This is a genomic window from Massilia rubra, from assembly GCF_011682065.1.
Classification (GTDB): Bacteria; Pseudomonadota; Gammaproteobacteria; order Burkholderiales; family Burkholderiaceae_D; genus Telluria_A; species Telluria_A rubra.
Genome location: NZ_VUYU01000006.1, coordinates 268,814 through 287,248 on the forward strand (window position 1 = coordinate 268,814; position 18,435 = coordinate 287,248).

Annotated in this window: 17 protein-coding genes and 1 pseudogene; 9 read left to right on the forward strand and 9 right to left on the reverse strand. The window is 64.7% G+C overall.

The genetic code is table 11. From position 1 onward, the window contains the following. The first annotated feature begins 251 nt into the window (after window positions 1-251). A complete protein-coding gene (locus F0185_RS11590) occupies window positions 252-1,412 on the forward strand; it encodes a glycerophosphodiester phosphodiesterase (protein WP_167224497.1) in 1,161 nt (386 codons plus the stop codon). A gap of 34 nt (window positions 1,413-1,446) precedes the next feature. Here F0185_RS11590 and F0185_RS11595 read toward each other — a convergent pair whose 3' ends face one another. Beyond that, window positions 1,447-3,525: a TonB-dependent receptor gene (locus F0185_RS11595; protein ID WP_229476937.1), complete on the reverse strand. Its 2,079-nt coding sequence runs from the start codon at window positions 3,523-3,525 to the stop codon at window positions 1,447-1,449. Between the two features lie 179 nt (window positions 3,526-3,704). Between F0185_RS11595 and F0185_RS11600 the strand changes: the two genes are divergently transcribed. The 3 genes from F0185_RS11600 (at window position 3,705) to F0185_RS11610 (ending at window position 8,212) form a co-directional block, all read left to right on the forward strand. Further along, window positions 3,705-4,886 carry a PepSY-associated TM helix domain-containing protein gene (locus F0185_RS11600; RefSeq protein WP_167224500.1) on the forward strand — a complete coding sequence of 394 codons (1,182 nt, stop codon included), beginning with the start codon at window positions 3,705-3,707 and terminating at the stop codon, window positions 4,884-4,886. 291 nt (window positions 4,887-5,177) lie between these two features. Continuing rightward, window positions 5,178-7,763, forward strand: coding sequence for a TonB-dependent receptor plug domain-containing protein (locus tag F0185_RS11605; protein WP_167224502.1), 2,586 nt, complete (start codon window positions 5,178-5,180; stop codon window positions 7,761-7,763). Window positions 7,764-7,897: 134 nt separating this feature from the next. Further along, complete coding sequence (locus tag F0185_RS11610; protein ID WP_167224505.1) at window positions 7,898-8,212, forward strand: hypothetical protein; 315 nt, start codon at window positions 7,898-7,900, stop codon at window positions 8,210-8,212. Here the strand turns inward: F0185_RS11610 and F0185_RS34775 are convergent. The 3 genes and pseudogenes from F0185_RS34775 to F0185_RS11615 form a co-directional block, all read right to left on the reverse strand. Next, a pseudogene (locus F0185_RS34775) lies at window positions 8,196-8,285 on the reverse strand (VapC toxin family PIN domain ribonuclease); the annotation flags it as partial. The gene F0185_RS11610 and the pseudogene F0185_RS34775 sit on opposite strands and share 17 nt — an antisense overlap. Window positions 8,286-8,288: 3 nt before the next feature. Continuing rightward, the gene (locus tag F0185_RS34780; protein WP_229476938.1) at window positions 8,289-8,492 is read right to left on the reverse strand and encodes an antitoxin; all 204 of its coding nucleotides are present in this window, start codon (window positions 8,490-8,492) and stop codon (window positions 8,289-8,291) included. Between the two features lie 82 nt (window positions 8,493-8,574). Then, window positions 8,575-9,267 carry a sigma-70 family RNA polymerase sigma factor gene (locus tag F0185_RS11615; protein WP_167224507.1) on the reverse strand — a complete coding sequence of 231 codons (693 nt, stop codon included), beginning with the start codon at window positions 9,265-9,267 and terminating at the stop codon, window positions 8,575-8,577. Between the two features lie 159 nt (window positions 9,268-9,426). Between F0185_RS11615 and clpP the strand changes: the two genes are divergently transcribed. After that, window positions 9,427-10,050: an ATP-dependent Clp endopeptidase proteolytic subunit ClpP gene (clpP, locus tag F0185_RS11620; protein ID WP_167224716.1), complete on the forward strand. Its 624-nt coding sequence runs from the start codon at window positions 9,427-9,429 to the stop codon at window positions 10,048-10,050. Here the strand turns inward: clpP and F0185_RS11625 are convergent. From F0185_RS11625 to F0185_RS11635, 3 genes are all read right to left on the reverse strand, one after another. Continuing rightward, the gene (locus F0185_RS11625) at window positions 10,035-10,253 is read right to left on the reverse strand and encodes a DUF1016 N-terminal domain-containing protein (RefSeq protein WP_167224719.1); all 219 of its coding nucleotides are present in this window, start codon (window positions 10,251-10,253) and stop codon (window positions 10,035-10,037) included. The two genes, clpP and F0185_RS11625, sit on opposite strands and share 16 nt — an antisense overlap. 85 nt (window positions 10,254-10,338) lie before the next feature. Further along, window positions 10,339-11,703, reverse strand: a complete 1,365-nt coding sequence (locus F0185_RS11630; protein WP_167224509.1) for a sensor histidine kinase — start codon at window positions 11,701-11,703, stop codon at window positions 10,339-10,341. Continuing rightward, window positions 11,697-12,356 (reverse strand): response regulator, encoded by a 660-nt coding sequence (locus F0185_RS11635; RefSeq protein ID WP_167224511.1) that lies wholly within the window; start codon window positions 12,354-12,356, stop codon window positions 11,697-11,699. Before F0185_RS11635 ends, F0185_RS11630 begins: the two co-directional genes overlap by 7 nt. 88 nt (window positions 12,357-12,444) lie before the next feature. On the opposite strand from F0185_RS11635, the gene F0185_RS11640 reads away from it, so the two are divergent. Then, window positions 12,445-13,674, forward strand: a complete 1,230-nt coding sequence (locus tag F0185_RS11640; RefSeq protein ID WP_167224513.1) for a serine hydrolase domain-containing protein — start codon at window positions 12,445-12,447, stop codon at window positions 13,672-13,674. A 10-nt stretch (window positions 13,675-13,684) separates the two neighbouring features. On the opposite strand, the gene F0185_RS11645 is transcribed toward F0185_RS11640, so the two are convergent. Then, window positions 13,685-14,623 carry a LysR family transcriptional regulator gene (locus F0185_RS11645; protein WP_166885979.1) on the reverse strand — a complete coding sequence of 313 codons (939 nt, stop codon included), beginning with the start codon at window positions 14,621-14,623 and terminating at the stop codon, window positions 13,685-13,687. Window positions 14,624-14,704: 81 nt separating this feature from the next. Then, entirely contained in the window at window positions 14,705-15,499 is a 795-nt protein-coding gene (locus tag F0185_RS11650) for a MipA/OmpV family protein (protein ID WP_167224515.1), read from the reverse strand. Between the two features lie 310 nt (window positions 15,500-15,809). Here F0185_RS11650 and F0185_RS11655 point away from each other — a divergent pair, with 310 nt between their 5' ends. The 3 genes from F0185_RS11655 to F0185_RS11665 all read left to right on the forward strand — a co-directional run bounded on the left by F0185_RS11655 (window position 15,810) and on the right by F0185_RS11665 (window position 18,426). Further along, a complete protein-coding gene (locus F0185_RS11655) occupies window positions 15,810-17,102 on the forward strand; it encodes an NAD(P)/FAD-dependent oxidoreductase (protein WP_167224517.1) in 1,293 nt (430 codons plus the stop codon). A gap of 127 nt (window positions 17,103-17,229) precedes the next feature. Beyond that, window positions 17,230-17,844 carry a DUF2799 domain-containing protein gene (locus tag F0185_RS11660; RefSeq protein ID WP_167224519.1) on the forward strand — a complete coding sequence of 205 codons (615 nt, stop codon included), beginning with the start codon at window positions 17,230-17,232 and terminating at the stop codon, window positions 17,842-17,844. Between the two features lie 159 nt (window positions 17,845-18,003). After that, window positions 18,004-18,426 carry a DUF2141 domain-containing protein gene (locus tag F0185_RS11665; RefSeq protein WP_167224521.1) on the forward strand — a complete coding sequence of 141 codons (423 nt, stop codon included), beginning with the start codon at window positions 18,004-18,006 and terminating at the stop codon, window positions 18,424-18,426. Window positions 18,427-18,435: the final 9 nt, after the last annotated feature.

An 18,435-nucleotide genomic window follows, 5' to 3' on the forward strand; every position in this document is an offset into this window, starting at 1 on the left:
CGCGCCCCGTCATCGTACGGTCATGCAAGCTTGTTACTCTCTGCGTTTTGGCAGTCCTAAGTAAGTGTGCAGAAATTATTGTGATTTATAGCCAACAGAAGCGGATGCCTTGCAAGGCGCACGCCGCGACGCAGTGCGAGCACTGCTAGCGGTGGGCAACGCAGCAAGGCGCCGCTTATGGAAGCTGGAAATCACAAGAATTTATGCGCACTTACTTCACCCTTGTTCCCACCAAATCGGAGTCTGTTGCGATGTACCACGCGTCCCGTACCACCCTGTCCCTGATGTGCGCCGCCAGCGTTGCGGTCCTGATGACCGCTTGCGGCGGCGATGATGCCCCCGACCTGCAAAATCCGGGCACCAGCTGGCCGCCGCAGCCGACCGTCACCGGGCACCGCGGCGCCTCGGCCCTGCGTCCGGAGCACACGCTGGCCTCGTACCAGAAGGCGATCGAAGACGGCGCCGACATCGTCGAGCCGGACCTGGTGGCCACCAAGGATGGCGTGCTGGTGGCGCGCCATGAGAATGAGATCTCGGGCACCACGAATGTGTCGGGCATGCCGCAATTCGCCAGCCGCAAAGCCACCAAGACCATCGACGGCATTCCCGTCACCGGCTGGTTCACGGAAGACTTCACCCTGGCCGAACTGAAAACCCTGCGCGCGAAAGAACGCATTCCCGCCAACCGTCCGCTCAACGCCGCCTACGACGGGCAGTTCGAGGTGCCGACCCTGCAGGAAGTGATCGACCTGGTAAAGAAAGAGAGCGCGGCGCGCAACAAGACCATCGGCATCTACCCCGAGACCAAGCACCCGACCTATTTCAAGACCATCGGCCTGCCGCTCGAAAAGCGCCTGGTCGACCTGCTGGTCGCCAACGGCTATCACGGCAAGGAAGCGGCGGTGTACCTGCAATCGTTCGAAGTGGCGAACCTGAAGGAACTGCGCAAGCTGACCGACATGCGCATCGTGCAGTTGATCGACAATCCGGCCAACCCGCCCGCCGCCAACGGCGCGCCGCGCAATGCGCCATATGATTTTGTCGCCGCCGGCAGCAAGAGCACCTACAAGGACCTGGTCACCCCGGCCGGCCTGAAAGAAATCGCCACCTACGCCGATGTGGTCTCGCCGTACAAGGAAGTGATCATGCCGCGCACGGCAGCCAATGAACTGGCCGCGCCGACCAGTTTTGTGGCCGACGCCCACGCCGCCGGCCTGAAAGTACATACCTGGACCCTGCGTCCGGAAAACCCCTTCCTGCCACCGAGCATGCGCCGTGGCGACCCGGCCTCGCCGACCCAGCGCGGCGATGGCGAAGCCGAGATCCTGGCCTACCTGAAGGCCGGCATCGATGGCTTCTTCACCGACGATCCGGCCGTGGGCCGGGCGGCGGTGACGCAGTTCAAGAAGTAACAATGAGAAGAAAGACAGGAGGCCGCGCCGCGCCTTACCAGGTGCGGTTCCAGCTCAGCGCCAGGGTACGGCCCCGGCCCGCATAGGTCCCGGCCGCGTCCAGCGCGGCGCTCGACTGCGAGTAGTAGCCCACGTACTGCTTGTCCAAGACATTCTCCAGGCTTACCCCGAAACGTCCGTAGGCGCTGTCGAAGGTGAGCGCCATATCGGCCAGCGTATAGCCCTTGAAGTGCTCTTCCAGGTTGCTGGTGCCGATTCTGCGCCCGATATTGATGTCGCGGTCGCGCAGGTGCGCCGCCTGCACGCGCAGCTGCGCTTTCGGCGCCCACTGCCAGTTGGCGCCGAGGACGCCCTTGTCCGGGCCTTGCGCGCGCGCGTTCAGGGACAGGTCGAGCGGCGCACCCTGGGCGGCGGCCGTCTTGCCGTCGGTGACGGCGTAGCTGCCGAACACCGACAGCGCTTTGACGGGACGCCAGTCGCCCGACACTTCCCAGCCCTTGACCACCGTCGGCACCCGTTCGACCGAGCCGATGCCGGTGGCGCTCACGCGCAGCACGCTGCCCAGCTTCGAGCGCGAGTCGTAGCGCGACACGCCCACCTGCCCGTTCGCGCCGCGCCAGTTGACGCCCACTTCGTTGTTGCGGGTGATGATCGGTTGCAGGTCGATCAGGGTCGCCACCGACTTGCCTTCGGTGTTCACGCCGCGCAGCACCAGGCCGACGTCGGGCAGGCCGAAACCTTCCGAGCTGGCGACAAAGGCCGACCAGCGCGGCGCAAAACGCCACACCGCGCCGATGTTCTTGACCGACTTCGAAAACTCGGTCTCGCCGCCCTGCACCACCCGGTTGCCGTAGGCCGCCAGCGTGGTGTAGGTGTCGATGGTCAGCCTGGCCTGTTCGTGGCGCAGGCCGCCGCGCAGCGTGACCGGGCCGAATTCGTATTCGAGCTGCGCAAACGGCGCGGTGGACGCGAACTGCAACTGCGGCACCCAGGTGCGGTTGGTCGTGGCCAGGCGCTGCAGGGTGTTGTCGCGCAAAAGATCGAGGCCGACCGTCAGTTCCAGGCCGCGCACCAGCATGTCGGGACGCACCCAGGTCATGCGCGCGCCGCGCTTGTCGGCCACGATCTGCGACTGGTCGTTGAGGGTGCCGACGGGCGCCAGGCGCGCATCCTGGAAGGTCGACGCGGCCGTGGCGCCGTACAGGGCTTCGAAGTCGTGCGTGAACAACTGGGCGCTGAAGGCGCCGCCGAACAACTCATCGTGGCGGTAATCGAGGCTGGCGCTGCGCACCTTGTTCTTGGGCGGCTCGCCCGGCGCCCGCCCCGGCAGCGATGTCGTCGGCACGCCGGCCGCCACCACGCCCGGCTCGTTCTTGTAGTCGCCGTCGCCGCGCAGGTTGAAGCGGTTCAGGCTCAGTTGAATGCGCTGGGCGCCGAAGCGCTGGCCGATCTTGAAGAACAGGTCGTCGCCGCGACTGTCGAGCGTATCGCCCTGGACGTTATCGATGCCCAGGCGGCGGCCATTGCCGTCGTAGCCCATGCCGCGCCGCTGCATGCCGACGTAGGCGAGCAGGTCGAAGCCGCCGTCCTTGTGGGTGACGTTGTAGCCGGTTTTCCAGTCCAGGTTATCGGAGCGCAGCTGGCCGGACGCGCGCACGTTCAAACCATGCGTGGTGCCGTCGGCGCGCGCGGTCTTGGTGATGTAGTTGATGATGCCGCCGGTCGCGCCCATGCCCTGCATGGCGGACGCCCCGTTGATCACTTCGATGCGCTCGATGATGGCGCTGTCGGCAAAGTAGCCTTCGCGCGAGCCGGCGCGCAGCGGATTCGATTGCGGTATGCCGTCGAGCAGGATCAAGGGCTGGCGCCCGCGCAGCGACTCGCCGGCCGAGGTCATTTTCTGGCGGCTCGGCGCGTAACCCGGCACGTAGGTCGCCAGCGCCTGCGACGGGTCGTCGGCGATCAGGTATTGCGAGGCCAGCTCCTGCTGGCTGATCACGGAAATCGCGCCCGGGATCTTGTCCACCGCCTTGGCTCCGCGGGTGGCGGTCACCACCACCGTGCTGGACGGCTGCGCCGCGTCGTCCGTGGTCTGGGCCTGGGCCGTGGACATGAAAAGGCAAGCGAGCGCGACCGCGCGGGAAAGGGGCGAAACAGGGAGCATGCGGGGGAATCCTTGATGGTGGGACAGAGATGTTGACGCTCAGGGTACAATGTGAATGATAACGATTCTCGTTCAATTATTCAAGAAGCATTAAAAATGATCCACCCCGCCCTCGCTTGCTCCCCTTCATGAAACCGCTGATCCATTTTATCCATCTGTGGGCCGGATTGATTTTCGGGACGATCCTGGTCGTGCTGGGGCTGACCGGCAGCGCGCTGGCGTGGATGCACGAACTCGACGTGCTGCTCAACCCCACCCTGCTGCAGGTGGCGCCGCCGCCCGGCCTGGCGCAAGGGACCCCGATGCGCGTGGCGCCCGCCACCGTGCAGGCGGCCAGCGAGCGCTTGCTGGCCGACCCGCTGTACGGGCGCCCCAGCCAGTTGATGCTGCCCGAGCGCGCCGGCGACGTGTTCGTGGCGTGGTACCGCGATCCGGCACAGCCGGCGTCGACCTGGAACGTGGCAATCTCGCGCCAGGTGATGCTCGACCCGGCCACCCTGATCGTGACCGGCGAGCGCACCTGGGGCGGCCTCGGTTTTTCGCGCCCGCAGCTGATGTCGACCCTGTTTCACATTCACCGCTACCTGGTGGCCGGCGAAACCGGCAAGACCGTGATCGGCGTGACCGGCGTGGCGCTGCTGCTGCTCTCGCTGACCGGCATCGTGCTGTGGTGGCCGCGCATGACGGCGGGCGCCATCAAGGGCGCGCTGACGGTGCGCCATGGCGGCAACTGGCCGCGCTTTAACTTCCAGCTGCACCGCGCCGGCGGCTTTTTCGCCGCGCCAGTGCTGCTGGTGCTGGCCGTGTCGGGCGTGTATTTCAATATGCCGCAGTGGGTGCTGCCCATCGTCGGCGCGCTCGCGCCCCTGGCGCCGAACGGCAAGGTGGCCAACCGCAGCGCCCCTGGCGCGGCGCCGATCGCGCCGCACGCTGCGATGGCGGCGGCGCAGGCCCGGTTTCCGCAGGCGCGCGTCTCGCGCGTGGCCATGCCGGCCAAGCCCGGCCAACCCTACGAAATCCGCCTGCGCCAGCCCGATGAGGTGCGCGCCGGCGACGGCGCCACGCGCGTGTCGGTCGACGCCGGCGACGGCACGGTGCTGCGCACGGTCGATCCGCTGCGCGCGCCGGCCGGCGAGCGCTTCCTGGGCTGGATGTTCCCGCTGCATACCGGCGAAGCCTTCGGCGTGGCCGGGCGCACGTTTATCAGCATCTTTGGCATCGTGCCGCTGATGTTCTTCGTCACCGGGCTGGTGATCTGGATCAAACTGCACCGCCCCAAAAAGCGCAAGGCCAAGGTCGTTGCCGGCTGATCCGGCGGCGATTCATCATTATTTTTCCGGCAAACTGTTTATACGGTTTAAGCTGCGCGACGCCGAATTTCCTGAATGCACGTCGTTGTATTCCGTTCACTCTCCCTGAGCTATTTGTCAATCTCATAGACATTTTCATATTCTGCCTATAAATTAGGTCGGCACTCGTCGCTCAGCAATATATTCGATGACGGCTGCAAAGGTCCCATTTTTCATCCGCTTTCCCAACTCGGGGTCAGGCGCCAGCCTGGGCTTATCTCGTTCGAACTGCATTCGCAAAGAGAGATTTAAATGAAGAAGACTTTTCCCATTGCCGTCATGCTGTTGTCCACCGGCACTGCTGTCGCACAAGAACCTGCGCCTCAAGCAGCCGCTCCAGACACTTCCGCCCCCGCCGCCAGCAAACCGGACGACATCCAGAGAGTCGTGATCGTTTCCACCGGTAGCCGCGGCTCGCAGCGCACGGTCGTCGATGCCCCGGTCCCGGTCGACATCATCAACACCAAAGACCTGAACAAGACCGGCCAGATTTCGCTCGACAAGGCCCTCGGCATGCGCGTGCCGTCCTTTAACACCGTGCAAACACCCGTCAACGACGCCACCTCCCTGCTCGACCCTTACGAGATCCGCAACATGGGACCGAGCCGTTCGCTGATCCTGATTAACGGCAAGCGCAAGAATTCGAGCGCGCTGATCTACACCCAGACCTCGCCCGGGCGCGGCGAAAGCGGCTCCGACATCTCGGCCATTCCGCAAGACGCGATCAAGCGCATCGAAGTGCTGCGCGACGGCGCCTCGGCCCAATATGGCTCGGACGCGATTTCGGGCGTGGTCAACATCATCCTGAAAGACAATCCCGAAGGCGGCTCGCTGACCGCGCGCGCCGGCGTGACCGGCGAAGGCGATGGCAAGATGGGCGCCCTGAGCCTGAACCACGGCATCCGCCTGTCCGACAAGGGCTTCGTCAACTACACCATCGACGTGTCGAAAGTGGGCCTGGCCGAACGCTCAGGGCTAGTCGACGGACGCGGCGACGCCGCCGACTTCGGCGCCAACCTGCAAAAGGATGTACTGCCGTTCTTGGCCCAAACTCCTACCGCCGGCAACATCAACGGCTCGCCCAAAACGCGCGCCAACAAGTTCCTGGTCAACAGCCGTCTCGACATCACCGACGACTTCAACATTTACGGCAACGCGGCCTACGTCAAGAAGCAGGTCGACAGCTTCGCCAACTACCGCACGCCGTACTGGCGCGATACCGACTTCGGCCTGCTGCACGCGAGCGGCACGCCGTATACCGGCTACGGACCGCAGTTCATCGGCAAACTGGACGACTACAACGCGACCCTCGGCGCCAAGTTCACCGTGGGCGACTGGAACGCGGACGTCAGCGTGACTATCGGCGGCAACAAGCAAGCCTATGAAGTGCACAACTCGCTCAACCGGGGCATCGAAAACGCCCGCCTCGACGCCATCGCCGCCGGCAAGACCCCCGGCCCGCGCTCGCCGACCAGCTTCGACGCCGGCGGCACGCGCTTTCGCCACACGGTGGTCAACGCCGACGTGTCGCGCCAGCTGACCGAGGCCGTCAACGTGTACGCCGGCACCGAACTGCGCCAGGAAAAGTACGACGTCATCGCCGGCGAATTCGCTTCCTACACGGCCGGCGGCGCCGATTCGTACGCCGGCAACATGCCGGAAAACGCGCTCTCGGCCGACCGCAAGAACTACGGCGTCTACGGCGGCAGCATGTTCGACATCAGCAAGCAGTGGCTGGTCGACCTGACCGGGCGCTATGAAAAGTACAGCGACTTCGGCAACGCCACTGTCGGCAAGCTCAGCACCCGCTACAAGGTCAGCGACATGGTTACCTTGCGCGGTTCGCTCTCGAGCGGTTTCCGGGCGCCGTCGCTGCACCAGATTTATACCCAGAAGAAGCAGTATTCGTTCGTGGCCGGTTCGGGCATCCAGGTATCGGGCCTGACCAACAACCAGTCGGCCGAGGCGCGCGCGCTCAACGTGCCGCAACTGAAGGCCGAGAAGTCGAAGAACATCACGCTGGGACTGGGCCTCACGCCCGACGCCAACACCAGCATCACGCTCGACTACTATCACATCGCGCTGAAAGACCGCATCATCCTGGGCAAGGAAATCAAGCCGACCGGCGACCCGGCGCAGGAACTGGACAAGATCCTCGCCGCCGGCGGCGTGGTGTCGCTCAGTTTCTTCGCCAACGCGCTCGACAGCCAGACCTCGGGGATCGACTATGTGGTCAGCCGCAAGAATATTCCGGCCCTGGACGGCAAGCTGGCGGTGAATTTGTCGGGCAACTACACGCTGAAAAACGAGCGCGATGGCGCCATCAACAACCCGGCCGCGATTGCCGCCGCGCGCCAGTCGGTGCTCGACGCGACCCAGGAAGCGCTGATGTTCACCTCGCGGCCGAAGCACAAGACGGTGCTCGGTCTCGATCTGGATTACAGCAAGTTCAACTTCTCGCTCAACAACACCGTGTACGGCCCGACCCAGTTCCGCAATGCCGGCCTGGACGATAACCTGGAGCTCAAGTTCAAGACCCGCAACGTGACCGACTTCGCGCTCAACTACCAGCTGAGCAACAACACCACGCTGTCGTTCAACGTCAACAACCTGTTCGACGTGCTGCCAAAGTGGGAGTTAAAGGCCGTCAACAACACCGCCAAGGGCAGCGAGATCCTGAGCAGCACGGCCAGGGATCCGAAGACCGGCATGACCCCGCGCGAAACCCAGGTCAACCTGATCACGTTTAACGGCCGTTATCCGATCGTGACCTACGATGGCTCGCATTTCAGCCAGTTGGGACGCATGTTCAATATGTCGGTGAACGTGCGTTTTTGATGCTGTGTTAAAGTCGCGCGTCGGCACGATCCTTGTGACCGAGCATCCGACGCGCGACCAATTACCGGCGGTGCAGCTACGCCGCTCAACGCGTTCCCAATCGACCGGCAACTTCCACACCGAAGCACACACCCATGACAGTCCTTCCTCTTCCTCGCAGCGAGGATCTCGTGACAAGCGGTCCTTGCGAAAAATACGCCATGATGCATGCAGAGGGAGTTGGCGCTGCGCAGGCGTATGCAGCGATAAGATCGGATGGATCAGACCTGTTTGCTGCCATACGGATGTTGAGAAAAGTCTATGGCTTGACGCTGACGGAGGCAAAGATAGTCAGTGTTGAAGTCGACACAGGTCAATCGATCGAACAATATCTGGGAGGCTTGGAGCAAGATATTCTCGAAGTGCTAGACGATCTGCTGAACGATGAGTACGTAAGCCGGCGAATGTAACAGCTGAAATGACCACGTCACCAACATAGCATGGCGCAAACCGCCTGGCCACCTGCTCAGGTTGCTGTTTCATCAATTACAGTGCCTCCCGGTCTTCCTGCACCTGGTCGCCGCGTCCGTCAGCCATGAAATCGGATCCAAATCTGGCGAACTTGGTCAGTACACCAGCAAGCGGTCGGCGCGCGGGACGGATGCGGAGTTCGTCGCCGACACGTTCAATCTCCAGCTCAATGTCGAGGTGCTCATAGGCAAATTCAGCTGGGATTCGGACCGCCTGCAAATTTCAATTTTGAAAAATTTTAGTCGTCTTCATTTGGCTATCCACGTGTCGACGTCAATCTACTGTAGCACGCCCCCAGCTTCTAGGCCGCCACCACGCACCAGTACAAGGCATCGTTGGCGCAGGCACCCGCGGGTATCCGCAAGCGGGGCGCTTCGTGCACCGAAACGGGCTGCTCATCACCGAGCAAGGACACCATCGCCGGCACGTCGATGCCGTTGATCGCGGCCTGGAAGCGGCGGATCAGCTCGCGGCAGAGTTTTTCGCTGGCCGGCGCTTCCCCCTCATCCTCGCGCAGCCGCCGCCTGGCACGGGCCAGGTACTGGCGCGCGTTCACGGTCGTGGTCCCGAGCGCGGCGGCGATGTCGGCATGCCCGCACTCGAAAACCTCATGCAGGACCAGGGCCAGGCGCTCGGATGGCGACAGGCGGGCCAGCAGGCGAGCCAGCGCCTCGCCCAGTTCGGCGCGCCGCAGCAAGCCATCTTCGGGCGGCGCGCAAGCGACGGCGGGCGCCAGTTCCATGGCGCTGTGCGCCGCCGCCGCGTCGCGGGCGCGCTTGCGCAGGCGGTCGATCGACTGGCGCTGCACGACCGTGGTCAGCCAGGCCGCCGGGGTCGCCAGCGCCGCCTGTTCGGCGCCGTGCCACTTGAAAAAACAGTCTTGCACGATGTCTTCGGCTTCCGCCTCGCTGCCGACGATGCGGCAACTGATCGCTTTCAGGCGCGGTCGCAGCTGTTCGAACAGGGCGCCGTCGGTATCGGTCGGGTGCGTCATCGGAATCTCCTTTATGGGCGTTGGCGCCACTTGACGCCCGGCACAGGCCGGATGTGACACGCCAACAATATATATCTTTGCTGTCACAGCGCGCCGGTCCGCAGGCGTCAAGCGGGTTCAAACTACTCCGTGATTCGACTCTACCGCAAAAGGACCATGATGACTTCCACTTTTCCACAAGCGCTCGGCCTGGTGCCCACCGTCATAGAACAAACAGGGCGCGGCGAGCGCGCCTTCGACATTTACTCGCGCCTGCTGAAAGAACGCGTGATCTTTTTGGTGGGCGAAGTGACCGAGCAATCGGCCAACCTGATCGTCGCCCAATTGTTGTTCCTCGAATCGGACAATCCCGACAAGGATATTTCGCTCTACATCAATTCGCCGGGCGGCTCGGTGTATGCCGGCATGGCGGTCTACGACACCATGCAGTTCATCAAACCGGACGTGTCGACGCTGTGCACGGGCTTTGCCGCCAGCATGGGCTCGTTCCTGCTGGCGGCCGGCGCGATCGGCAAGCGCTACGCCCTGCCGAATGCGCGCCTGATGATGCACCAGCCCCATGGCGGTTCGCAAGGCGTGGCCGCCGACATCGAGATCCAGGCGCGCGAAGTGCTGTATCTGCGCCACCGCCTCAACACGATCTATGCCGAACGCACAGGGCAAACGCTGGCGCAAATCGAGAAGGATTCGGACCGCGACAATTACATGTCGGCCGACCAGGGCGCGCAATATGGCCTGATCGACCGCGTGCTTGCCACCCGCGACGGTCAGGGCGGCCTGTGAGGGCCGAACATGCATGATCGGGGAGGCCCTCTCCAACACGATTGCGCTTGCGGGTAGCCCGAGAAACTCCAGCAAGACCGGATCGCGCAGGAATTCGCGCGCTCCGCTTCGCTGTCTACCCACAACAATGTGCGATAGTGGGTCCAACTCAATTCGCGACGCACTGCGTCGTGAATTGGAAATACCAGGCAAAAGCCGCGCATGTGACGCAAATTGCTCACGTCAAATCCTTTACCAAACTCTGCGAACGACGGCACAGTGCGCCAACCGCCGGCCGCCACGCGCCCCTCAGCGCGGCGCCGCGATCCGCACGACAAAGCGGCAACCGCGCCCACCCAGTCCCGGCTCGAGTGCGACCGTGCCGTTCATGCGCAAGGCGGCCTGCCTGACAATCGCCAGGCCGAGGCCCGAGCCGGTCGTATCCTGCGACCTGGCGCGGTAAAAGCGCTCGAAAACATGCGCCAGGTCGGCCTGCGCGATCCCCGGCCCATCATCGGCCACGGCGAGCGTCAGGCAGCCGTCTTCCTGATCCAGTCCGACCACCACATTCGCGCCCGCACCCGCATAGCGCAGCGCGTTATCGAGCAGGTTGTCCAGGATCGATTGAAACGCCGGCACTTCCAGTGTGAACGGCAAGCGCTCGGGCGCTTCCAGGGCAAGTTCGATGTCCTTGTCCATCGCCGCCTGCGCCGCCCGCGCCAGGTGATGCCGCACCAGATGGGCCACGTCGATGGTGGCGGCCTCGCCCAGGCGCGCGTTGTCCACCCGCGCAAGCGCCAACAACTGCCCAATCAGGTGCGATGCGCGCGCGATTGCATGATCGAGATGGCGCTGCGCCTCGCGCCGCCCCTCGGGTTCGGGCTCGAAGGCCAGCACGTGGGCTTGGGCGGAAATGACCGCCATCGGCGTGCGCAGTTCATGCGCGGCGTCCTGCACAAAACCATGTTCGCGCGCGATCTTCTCGCGCAGCTGCGCAAGGAAACGGTCCAGCGCGCCCACCAGCGGCTTGAGTTCCACGTACGCCGGATCGACGCCGGTGGGCGACATGTCGTCGGTGCCGCGCGCGGCAATCAGTTCACTCAGTTGCCGCAGCGGGCGCATGCCGCGCGACACCGCGATCCAGACCGGCAGCAGGAAGCACGGAAACGCAATGAGCAGGTAAACGACCAGGTCGCGCCCGAGCGTCAGCAGCAAAAAGGTATCGTCCACCCGCGACACGGCAAGCGCCACCGACCAGCGCCCGGCCCCGCCCTTGAACACCCGGAACGTGCGGCCATTGACCAAGGCCGTGGTCAGCGAGCGCGGGTCGCCGGCGAGGCGCGCGGAACCGGCTGCGGGCGACAGGTACAGGCGCGTGCCATCCCGGTCGGTCAGCTCGACCAACATCACGACGGGAATGTCGTTGGCGCGGTAAAGCAGGTCGATTTGTTCCGAGGTGGCGGCGGCGACGGCGCGCGCCTCTCCCGCATTGTCGAGCCGTGCCAGCGATGCGACCAGTCCCCGCCCCACATCCTCGACACCCTTGTCTTCCGCTGCCTGGTCGTTGGCGCTGACGTACATCACCGCCAACAACAATAACCAGGCGATCGCAAACGCCATCAACAACGACAGGACCACGCGCCTGACCAGCGTGGGGCGCAAAAAATTCAGCATGGGACGAGCATGTAACCAACGCCGCGCACGGTGCGAATCCGATGGCCGCCGATCTTGCCGCGCAGGTTAAAGACATGCACATCGATCGCGCCGAAGTTGACCGGCTCACCGAGCGGCTCGAGGCGCTCGGACAAGGCGCTTTTCGACACCACGACGCCCGCTTCGCGCGCCAGTTCGAGCAGCAGCTGGAATTCGCGGCGCGACAAGTCGACGGGACTTCCCGCCAGCCGCGCCAGATGCGCCTTCGGCTCGATTTCCAGCTCGCCGATGATCCACACTTGCCTGGACTGCTGCGCATAACGCCGCAGCACGGCGCGCATGCGCGAGGCCAGTTCCACCGTGGCGAACGGCTTGACGATGAAATCGTCCGCGCCGCCGTCGAGCCCCGCCAGGCGCTCTTCCAATGCGGCGCGCGCGGTCATGATGATGACGGGGATGGCGACGCCCTCGCCGCGCCAGCGGGTCAGCAGCGCTTGCCCGTCGCCGTCCGGCAGCGACAGGTCGAGCAGGATGCAGGCGTAATGCAGGCCCTCGAACGTGCGCGGCGCGTCACCGGCGCGGCGCAGCCACTCGCTGCTGAAGCCTTCCAGCTTGAGCGCCTTTTGCAGGGCTCGACCGAGGTCGAGATCGTCTTCAATGATCAGTATGTGCATGGCGTATTATAGGTGCGCCAATCTTAAGAATTGGAAAAGACTGCAGTTGCAATAATGGCGCCTTCTGATGATCTGAAGAAGGAATCGCATGACCTTGTTATCGTATCTACCCGCAGTAACCCAGTCGATGTCGGGCGTCGCCATGCTCGCCATGCTGGCCGGATGTGGCGGCGGCGGCTCCGGCGATCCGGCCGCGAACGCCGGCAAGTCGCTCACTTGCGTCGCGCAGCATCCCGGCGCGTCGGTGCCCGAACTGCTGGCCTGCAGCGCCGACCTGAATGGCAAGATCGACGCCGCCATGAAACCCTTCATGGCCGCCAACGGCATCAGCGCGGCGACGGTGGCCGTCGCCAAGGATGGCGTCATGCTGGCCGAGCGTGGCTACGGGCACCGCGACAGCGCCCGCCAGGTTCCCCTGCCGGCCGACGCCATGTTCATCACCGCCAGCATCGTCAAGCCGGTCACCGCCGCGGCGATCCAGACCCTGGCGCGCGAGGGCGCACTGGCGCTCACCGACCATGTATTTTGCAGCGGAACCAACGCGCCATGCTGGCTGGCGCCCGCGCTGCTGGCGGCCGCGCCCGATGGCCGGATGGCCTCGATCACGGTCGCCCAACTGCTGGAACATCAAGGCGGCTGGGATGCCGCCATCAGCGGCGACCCGATGGTGTCCGAGTTCGACATCGGGCAGGCGCTCGGCTTGCGCGCGCCGCCGCAACAGGACGACATCATCCGCTTCGTCCTGCGCGGGCAGCTCGATTTCGCCCCCGGCACACGAATCGCGTATTCGAATTTTGGCTATCTGCTACTGGGCCGTATCATCGAAAAGGCGTCCGGGGTGGGCTACATACCGTATGTTCAAGACAAGATCATGGGGCCGCTCGGTGTGCCGAAGGCCGACTTCGAGGGCATGCGCTCCTTGGTGCGCGACCGTCACCCGCGCGAACCGGATTACATCACGACGGTGACGGCGCCGAGCGTCTTCGTCCCCGGCACCACCGTGCTGGCGCTCGACGGCGCCATCCGCGCCGATAACTGGTTTGCGACCGGTTCGACCATCACCACCGCCAGGGCGATGGCGCTGTTCGCGGCCCACTACCGCATTCCGGACGGCGTGCCGCTGGCCGGCGCGAAAAACAATGGCGGCTTCAGCGGCGCCGATCCCGGCGTGGCAACCGTGCTGCGCCAACTGCCGTCGGGGGTCAGCTACGCCGTCATGATGAACAAGCTGGACGAGGCCCATCCGTCGGGCGAGGCCTCGTACCAGATGCAGGCGCTGCGGCGGATCGAGGAGGTCCTCACGGAAGCGGGCCTGTAAAGGCCGTCCGCTAGCCGGCGCTGCGCTGGTAAAACCCTTCCAGCTCGCTGCTGACCAGCGCCTGCCCGTGCTCGATCACGTAATCCTGGAAGGCCGCCGCCACCTTCGGGATCGGCTGGCCGGCCAGGTGCATCACCTGCCAGTCGGCGTCGACCGGATTGCCCTTGAGCGGCAGCATGCGCAGCAAGCCCGACTTGAATTCGAGCGCGCACGCGTGCACCGATAAGAACCCCACTCCCAGCCCGGCCGACACCATGCGCTTGATCGCCTCGTTGGACGAGACTTCGGAACCGAAATTGAGCGCGTGCCCGCCCTCCTTGAACAGGCGCTCGACGGCGGTGCGGGTACCCGAACCGCGTTCGCGCACCAGCAGGTTGGCGCCCACCACATCGGCCAGGGTCAGTTTGCGCTTCTTCATCAAGGGATGCGCGGCGCTGGCCACGAACCCCATCGGATGACGCGCAAAGCGCGCCGCGTTGGTGCGCAGTTCGCGCGGCGGCGTGCCCATGATGGCCACGTCGATCTCCTGGCGCGCCAGCATGTTGACGATTTCGACCCGGTTGCCCACCTGGAGCTTGAGGCGCACGTCGGGCCGCTCGAGCGTGAACGGCACCAGCAGCGGCGGCAGCAAATGTTCGGCCGTGGTGACCGCGCCGATGCGCAGCGTGCCGCTGGTGACGCCATGCAGCGCCGCCAGTTCGTCGCCCGCATGCTCCCACAGGCGCAGGATACGCTCGGCGAAGTCCGCCATCACCTCGCCGGCCGCCGTCAGTTGAATGCCGCGCCCGTCCTTGCGCGTGAGCGCGACGCCGGTGATGTTTTCCAGCGTGCGCAGTTGCAGCGATACCGCCGGCTGCGTCACGTGCATGGCCTCCGCCGCCTTCGACACGCTCTCGTGACGGGCCACGAGGACCAGGGACTGGAGCTGGCGAAAGCTGGCGTGATACATAAGCTATTCCCTATCGATTCGTGAATGACGCGACAAACCCTGTGCGGCCACGCCATGATAGACCAGTTGGCAGGTCCGGGTTCAGAACGCGTAGTTCACCGTTACCGCCAGCAGCGGCGACGTCTTGCGCTTGGCCAGCGGACTGTCGGCGGCGTCGCCCAGCAGGCTGACCACGCCGACCATCGAGTTGACCGACCAATGTTTGCCGAACTTGCGCTGCGCGTTCAGTCCCAGGTTCACGTGCGAGAAACCGGCCTTGGTGGTGTAGCTCTTGTAGCCGGACGTCAGGCTCTGGGCCGCGGTTACGCCATAAAACGCCTGCATGTTCTTTTTGTCGCTGTAGGTAGCCGAGGCGAACATCCCCAGTTGGTAAGCGTCGTTCTTGAACAACGGTGCCTGCGCACCCAATTCATACGTATTGCCGCGTTCGCGGTGGGACAAGGCCATCATGGCGCGCATGCCGACGCCGATGCCGCCGTCGAACTCATAGCCGACCCCGAACGCGCCAATCGCCGACGCCTTGATTTCGCCCATGCCCTTGAGCGCATCGGAGCCTCTGGAGAGCCCGTGATCGCGTTCGCCGCGGCTGCCGGCAACGCCCAGGGCGCCGCTCAGGGAGACCTGGCCAACCTTGGTGTTGTAACCGATGCCGCTCACGGTGCTGGCGAAAAAGCCGCTGGCGTGCTGATAGTCGGCCACGATCACCGGCACCGCGCGGCGCTTGTCGCCGCCCAGGTATTCGGGCACCACGGCGACACCCAGCCCCACGGTCATGGTCGACTCGCCAGCCGGGGTTGCGGCCACCATTTTTTGGGCGTGAACGGCGGGTGCGAGAGCGCAGAGCAGGGCAATGGCGGCGGCGGATAAACGTGGCATGTGATGGTCCTTGAGAGTGAAATTAGGTGGCGTTTGCTCGGAATGTTGAAACGACGGGCCGGAGTGTCGCAACGTTTCCCGCGCAGCACCACCGAATCCTCCCGCGTACCGAAAACCGGTCTGAAACGTAGCGTCAAAGGATACTTTCGGCCACGGCAGGCGATACCGGCGGCGCACCGGTCCATGCATATGTATTAGTCGAAGCTTATGGATATGGGTGAATCTCTGATTTTTCTTTTGTGTCGCATCGCTCTATATTGACAGCTGGTCAACGCCCTTTCACATCGCGACACCTACAGGAGGAGACACTATGGAAACCATCGTCATCGTCGGCGGCGGCGCCGGGGGACTGGAGCTGGCGACCCGGCTCGGCAACAGCGCGGCGAAAACCGGGCGCGCGCGCGTCGTGCTGGTCGACCGCTGGCCGACCCATTTCTGGAAGCCCCTGCTGCACACGGTCGCCTCGGGCAAGCACGATCCGCAAGTGATGGCGATCGATTACGCCGCCCAGGCGGCCGAACATGGCTTCGAATTCGCGCGCGGCGAAGTGCTGGGCGTGGACCGCGAGGCGCGCCGGGTGGCGCTGGCGCCGTGGATCGCCGACGACGGCGCCGAAGTGCTGCCGGCGCGCTTGATCGGCTACGACAAACTGGTGCTGGCACTGGGATCGGTGACCAACTTCTTCGGCGTGCCCGGCGCCGAGCAGCACGTGCTGACCCTGGACGACGTGGCGCAGGCCGAAACGTTCCGCCAGCGCTTCGTCGACGGCTGCATCCAGGCCAGCGCGCGCCAGGCGGCCGGCGCGCCAAACCCCGGCATCGACATCGTGATCGTCGGCGGCGGCGCCACCGGGGTGGAACTGGCGGCCGAATTGAGCCACAGCGCACGCGCGCTGGCCAGGTACAACGTGCATGCGATGGACCCGGTGCGGCATGTACGCATCCGCATCCTGGAGCGCGGCTCGCTGCTGCTGCCGCACCTGCACCCGCGCCTGTCCAAGCGCGCCGCGCGCCACCTGCGCGCGCTGGGCATCAAGGTAATGCTCGATACCGCCGTGGCGCGGGTCGACGCCGGCGCGGTCATCGACACCGAAGGCTGCATCTATCCGTCGGCGATCACCTTGTGGGCCGCCGGCGTGGAAGCGCCAGCGCTGTGCGCCACGCTGGGCCTGGGCACCAATCGCCTGCGCCAGATCGCGGTGGGGCCGTCGCTGCAGGCGCTGGACGATGCCAACGTGTATGCGATCGGCGACTGCGCCAATGTGGTCTGCCCGATCGTCGGCAAGGTGCCGCCGCGCGCGCAGGCGGCGCACCAGCAAGCCTTGTACCTGGCGCAGGTGCTGGGCCAGGCGTCGCCCTCGAACGCGCCGTTTGCCTACCGCGACTACGGCTCGCTGGTGTCGCTCGGGCCGCTGGCGGCGGTGGGCGTGCTCACGCACTCGTCGGGACGCAAATATGCGGTCGGCGGCGCGCTGGCGCGGGTACTGTATAGCCTGATGTACCGCAAGCACCAGGTGGCGCTGCACGGCGTGGTGCGCATGTCGGCGCAGACGGTGGCCGACTGGATTCGCGAGAAGCTCTCGCCCTCGGTCAGGCTGCACTGAGAGGGAGCGGCGCCGCCGGTGCCTCACGCGTGCGTTTCCGGCCACAAGAGGCCCGATTTTTCCGGTATGTACCACCCGCACCCGCGTTGTCATGGTAGCATCTTTTTAGATGACAATTGGAGAGGCGATGATGGCAAACAGGCTGATTGGACCGGTGGCTGCACTGTTGGTGGCAACGCTGATGTCCGGCTGCGATACGATGACGCCCGACGAGTGCAAGTCGGCCAACTGGAGCGACATCGGCATGCGCGACGGCCTGGCCGGAAAGACCATGTCCACGCTGAACGAGCACGCCAAGTCCTGCTCCAAGGCCGGCACTGCGGTCGATTCGGCCAGCTACGTCGCGGGCCGGGAACGCGGCCTGCACACCTTTTGCCGGCTCGAGAACGCGGCGCCCCTTGGCCTGAACGGCAGCGCGTATGCCGGAGTATGCCCGGCGCCGCTCGACTTCGAATTTCGTCGCCGCCATGAAGCCGGCTACGCCGTGTACGCCCTGCGCAGCCAGGTCAGCGGCTTGGACAGCCGCAGCGAGCGTTTGCAGCGCCGCCTGCGCGACGCCGACAAGGACGAATCGAAGCAACTGGCGGCCAGCGACAAGGACGATGAGCGCAAGCGCATTCGCAAGGAGTTCGACGAGCGCCGGCGCGATATACGCAACGAATTGCGCGATATCGACCGCGGCATGCAACGCATGCGCGACGCCTTGCGCTCGGCCGAATACGCGCTCGACACCCTGCGCTGAAAAGATCACGCGGCGCGCCTTGCGGGGCGGCGCGCCGCATTTCGCGCCGTCCCACTGCATTTCGCGCCGTTTTCCCGCATTTCGTCGCAAGCTTCTCCGCTCCGGCCGGGTTGTCGATAAAGTCACTTCATCGCAACCACACACCCACCGGAGAACACCATGCGCCACCTGCTCACCACCACCTTCTGCGCTTGCGCCCTGCTGACCGCCTCCCTGGCCAGCGCCGCCACCCTCACCATCCGCATCGACGACGTACGCAGCGGCGACGGCACCCTGCAAGTCGCCCTGTACGACTCGGCCGGCACCTTCCTCAAAAAATCCGTCGGCGCGACCGGCGAAAAAGCCGTCAAGGGCAGCACCACCGTCATCGTCAAGGACCTGCCAGAGGGCGACTACGCCTACGCCATCTTCCACGATGCCAACGGCAATGGCAAAATGGACACCAACATGATGGGCATGCCGACCGAGGACTATGCATTCAGTAACAACGCCCTCGGTAAAATGGGCCCACCCAAGTTTGGCGACGCCCGATTCACCCTGTCAGCGGCTGGCCTGAACACCACCGTCAGCCTGAAAAACTAAGCCGGAGAA

Bases quoted from the DNA above. Each gene is read 5' to 3' on its own strand.
- F0185_RS11590 (WP_167224497.1), top strand. From the start codon at position 252: ATGTACCACGCGTCCCGTACCACCCTGTCCCTGATGTGCGCCGCCAGC.
- F0185_RS11595 (WP_229476937.1), bottom strand. From the start codon at position 3,525: ATGTCCACGGCCCAGGCCCAGACCACGGACGACGCGGCGCAGCCGTCC.
- F0185_RS11600 (WP_167224500.1), top strand. From the start codon at position 3,705: ATGAAACCGCTGATCCATTTTATCCATCTGTGGGCCGGATTGATTTTC.
- F0185_RS11605 (WP_167224502.1), top strand. From the start codon at position 5,178: ATGAAGAAGACTTTTCCCATTGCCGTCATGCTGTTGTCCACCGGCACT.
- F0185_RS11610 (WP_167224505.1), top strand. From the start codon at position 7,898: ATGACAGTCCTTCCTCTTCCTCGCAGCGAGGATCTCGTGACAAGCGGT.
- F0185_RS11615 (WP_167224507.1), bottom strand. From the start codon at position 9,267: ATGACGCACCCGACCGATACCGACGGCGCCCTGTTCGAACAGCTGCGA.
- clpP (WP_167224716.1), top strand. From the start codon at position 9,427: ATGACTTCCACTTTTCCACAAGCGCTCGGCCTGGTGCCCACCGTCATA.
- F0185_RS11625 (WP_167224719.1), bottom strand. From the start codon at position 10,253: ATGCGCGGCTTTTGCCTGGTATTTCCAATTCACGACGCAGTGCGTCGC.
- F0185_RS11630 (WP_167224509.1), bottom strand. From the start codon at position 11,703: ATGCTGAATTTTTTGCGCCCCACGCTGGTCAGGCGCGTGGTCCTGTCG.
- F0185_RS11635 (WP_167224511.1), bottom strand. From the start codon at position 12,356: ATGCACATACTGATCATTGAAGACGATCTCGACCTCGGTCGAGCCCTG.
- F0185_RS11640 (WP_167224513.1), top strand. From the start codon at position 12,445: ATGACCTTGTTATCGTATCTACCCGCAGTAACCCAGTCGATGTCGGGC.
- F0185_RS11645 (WP_166885979.1), bottom strand. From the start codon at position 14,623: ATGTATCACGCCAGCTTTCGCCAGCTCCAGTCCCTGGTCCTCGTGGCC.
- F0185_RS11650 (WP_167224515.1), bottom strand. From the start codon at position 15,499: ATGCCACGTTTATCCGCCGCCGCCATTGCCCTGCTCTGCGCTCTCGCA.
- F0185_RS11655 (WP_167224517.1), top strand. From the start codon at position 15,810: ATGGAAACCATCGTCATCGTCGGCGGCGGCGCCGGGGGACTGGAGCTG.
- F0185_RS11660 (WP_167224519.1), top strand. From the start codon at position 17,230: ATGATGGCAAACAGGCTGATTGGACCGGTGGCTGCACTGTTGGTGGCA.
- F0185_RS11665 (WP_167224521.1), top strand. From the start codon at position 18,004: ATGCGCCACCTGCTCACCACCACCTTCTGCGCTTGCGCCCTGCTGACC.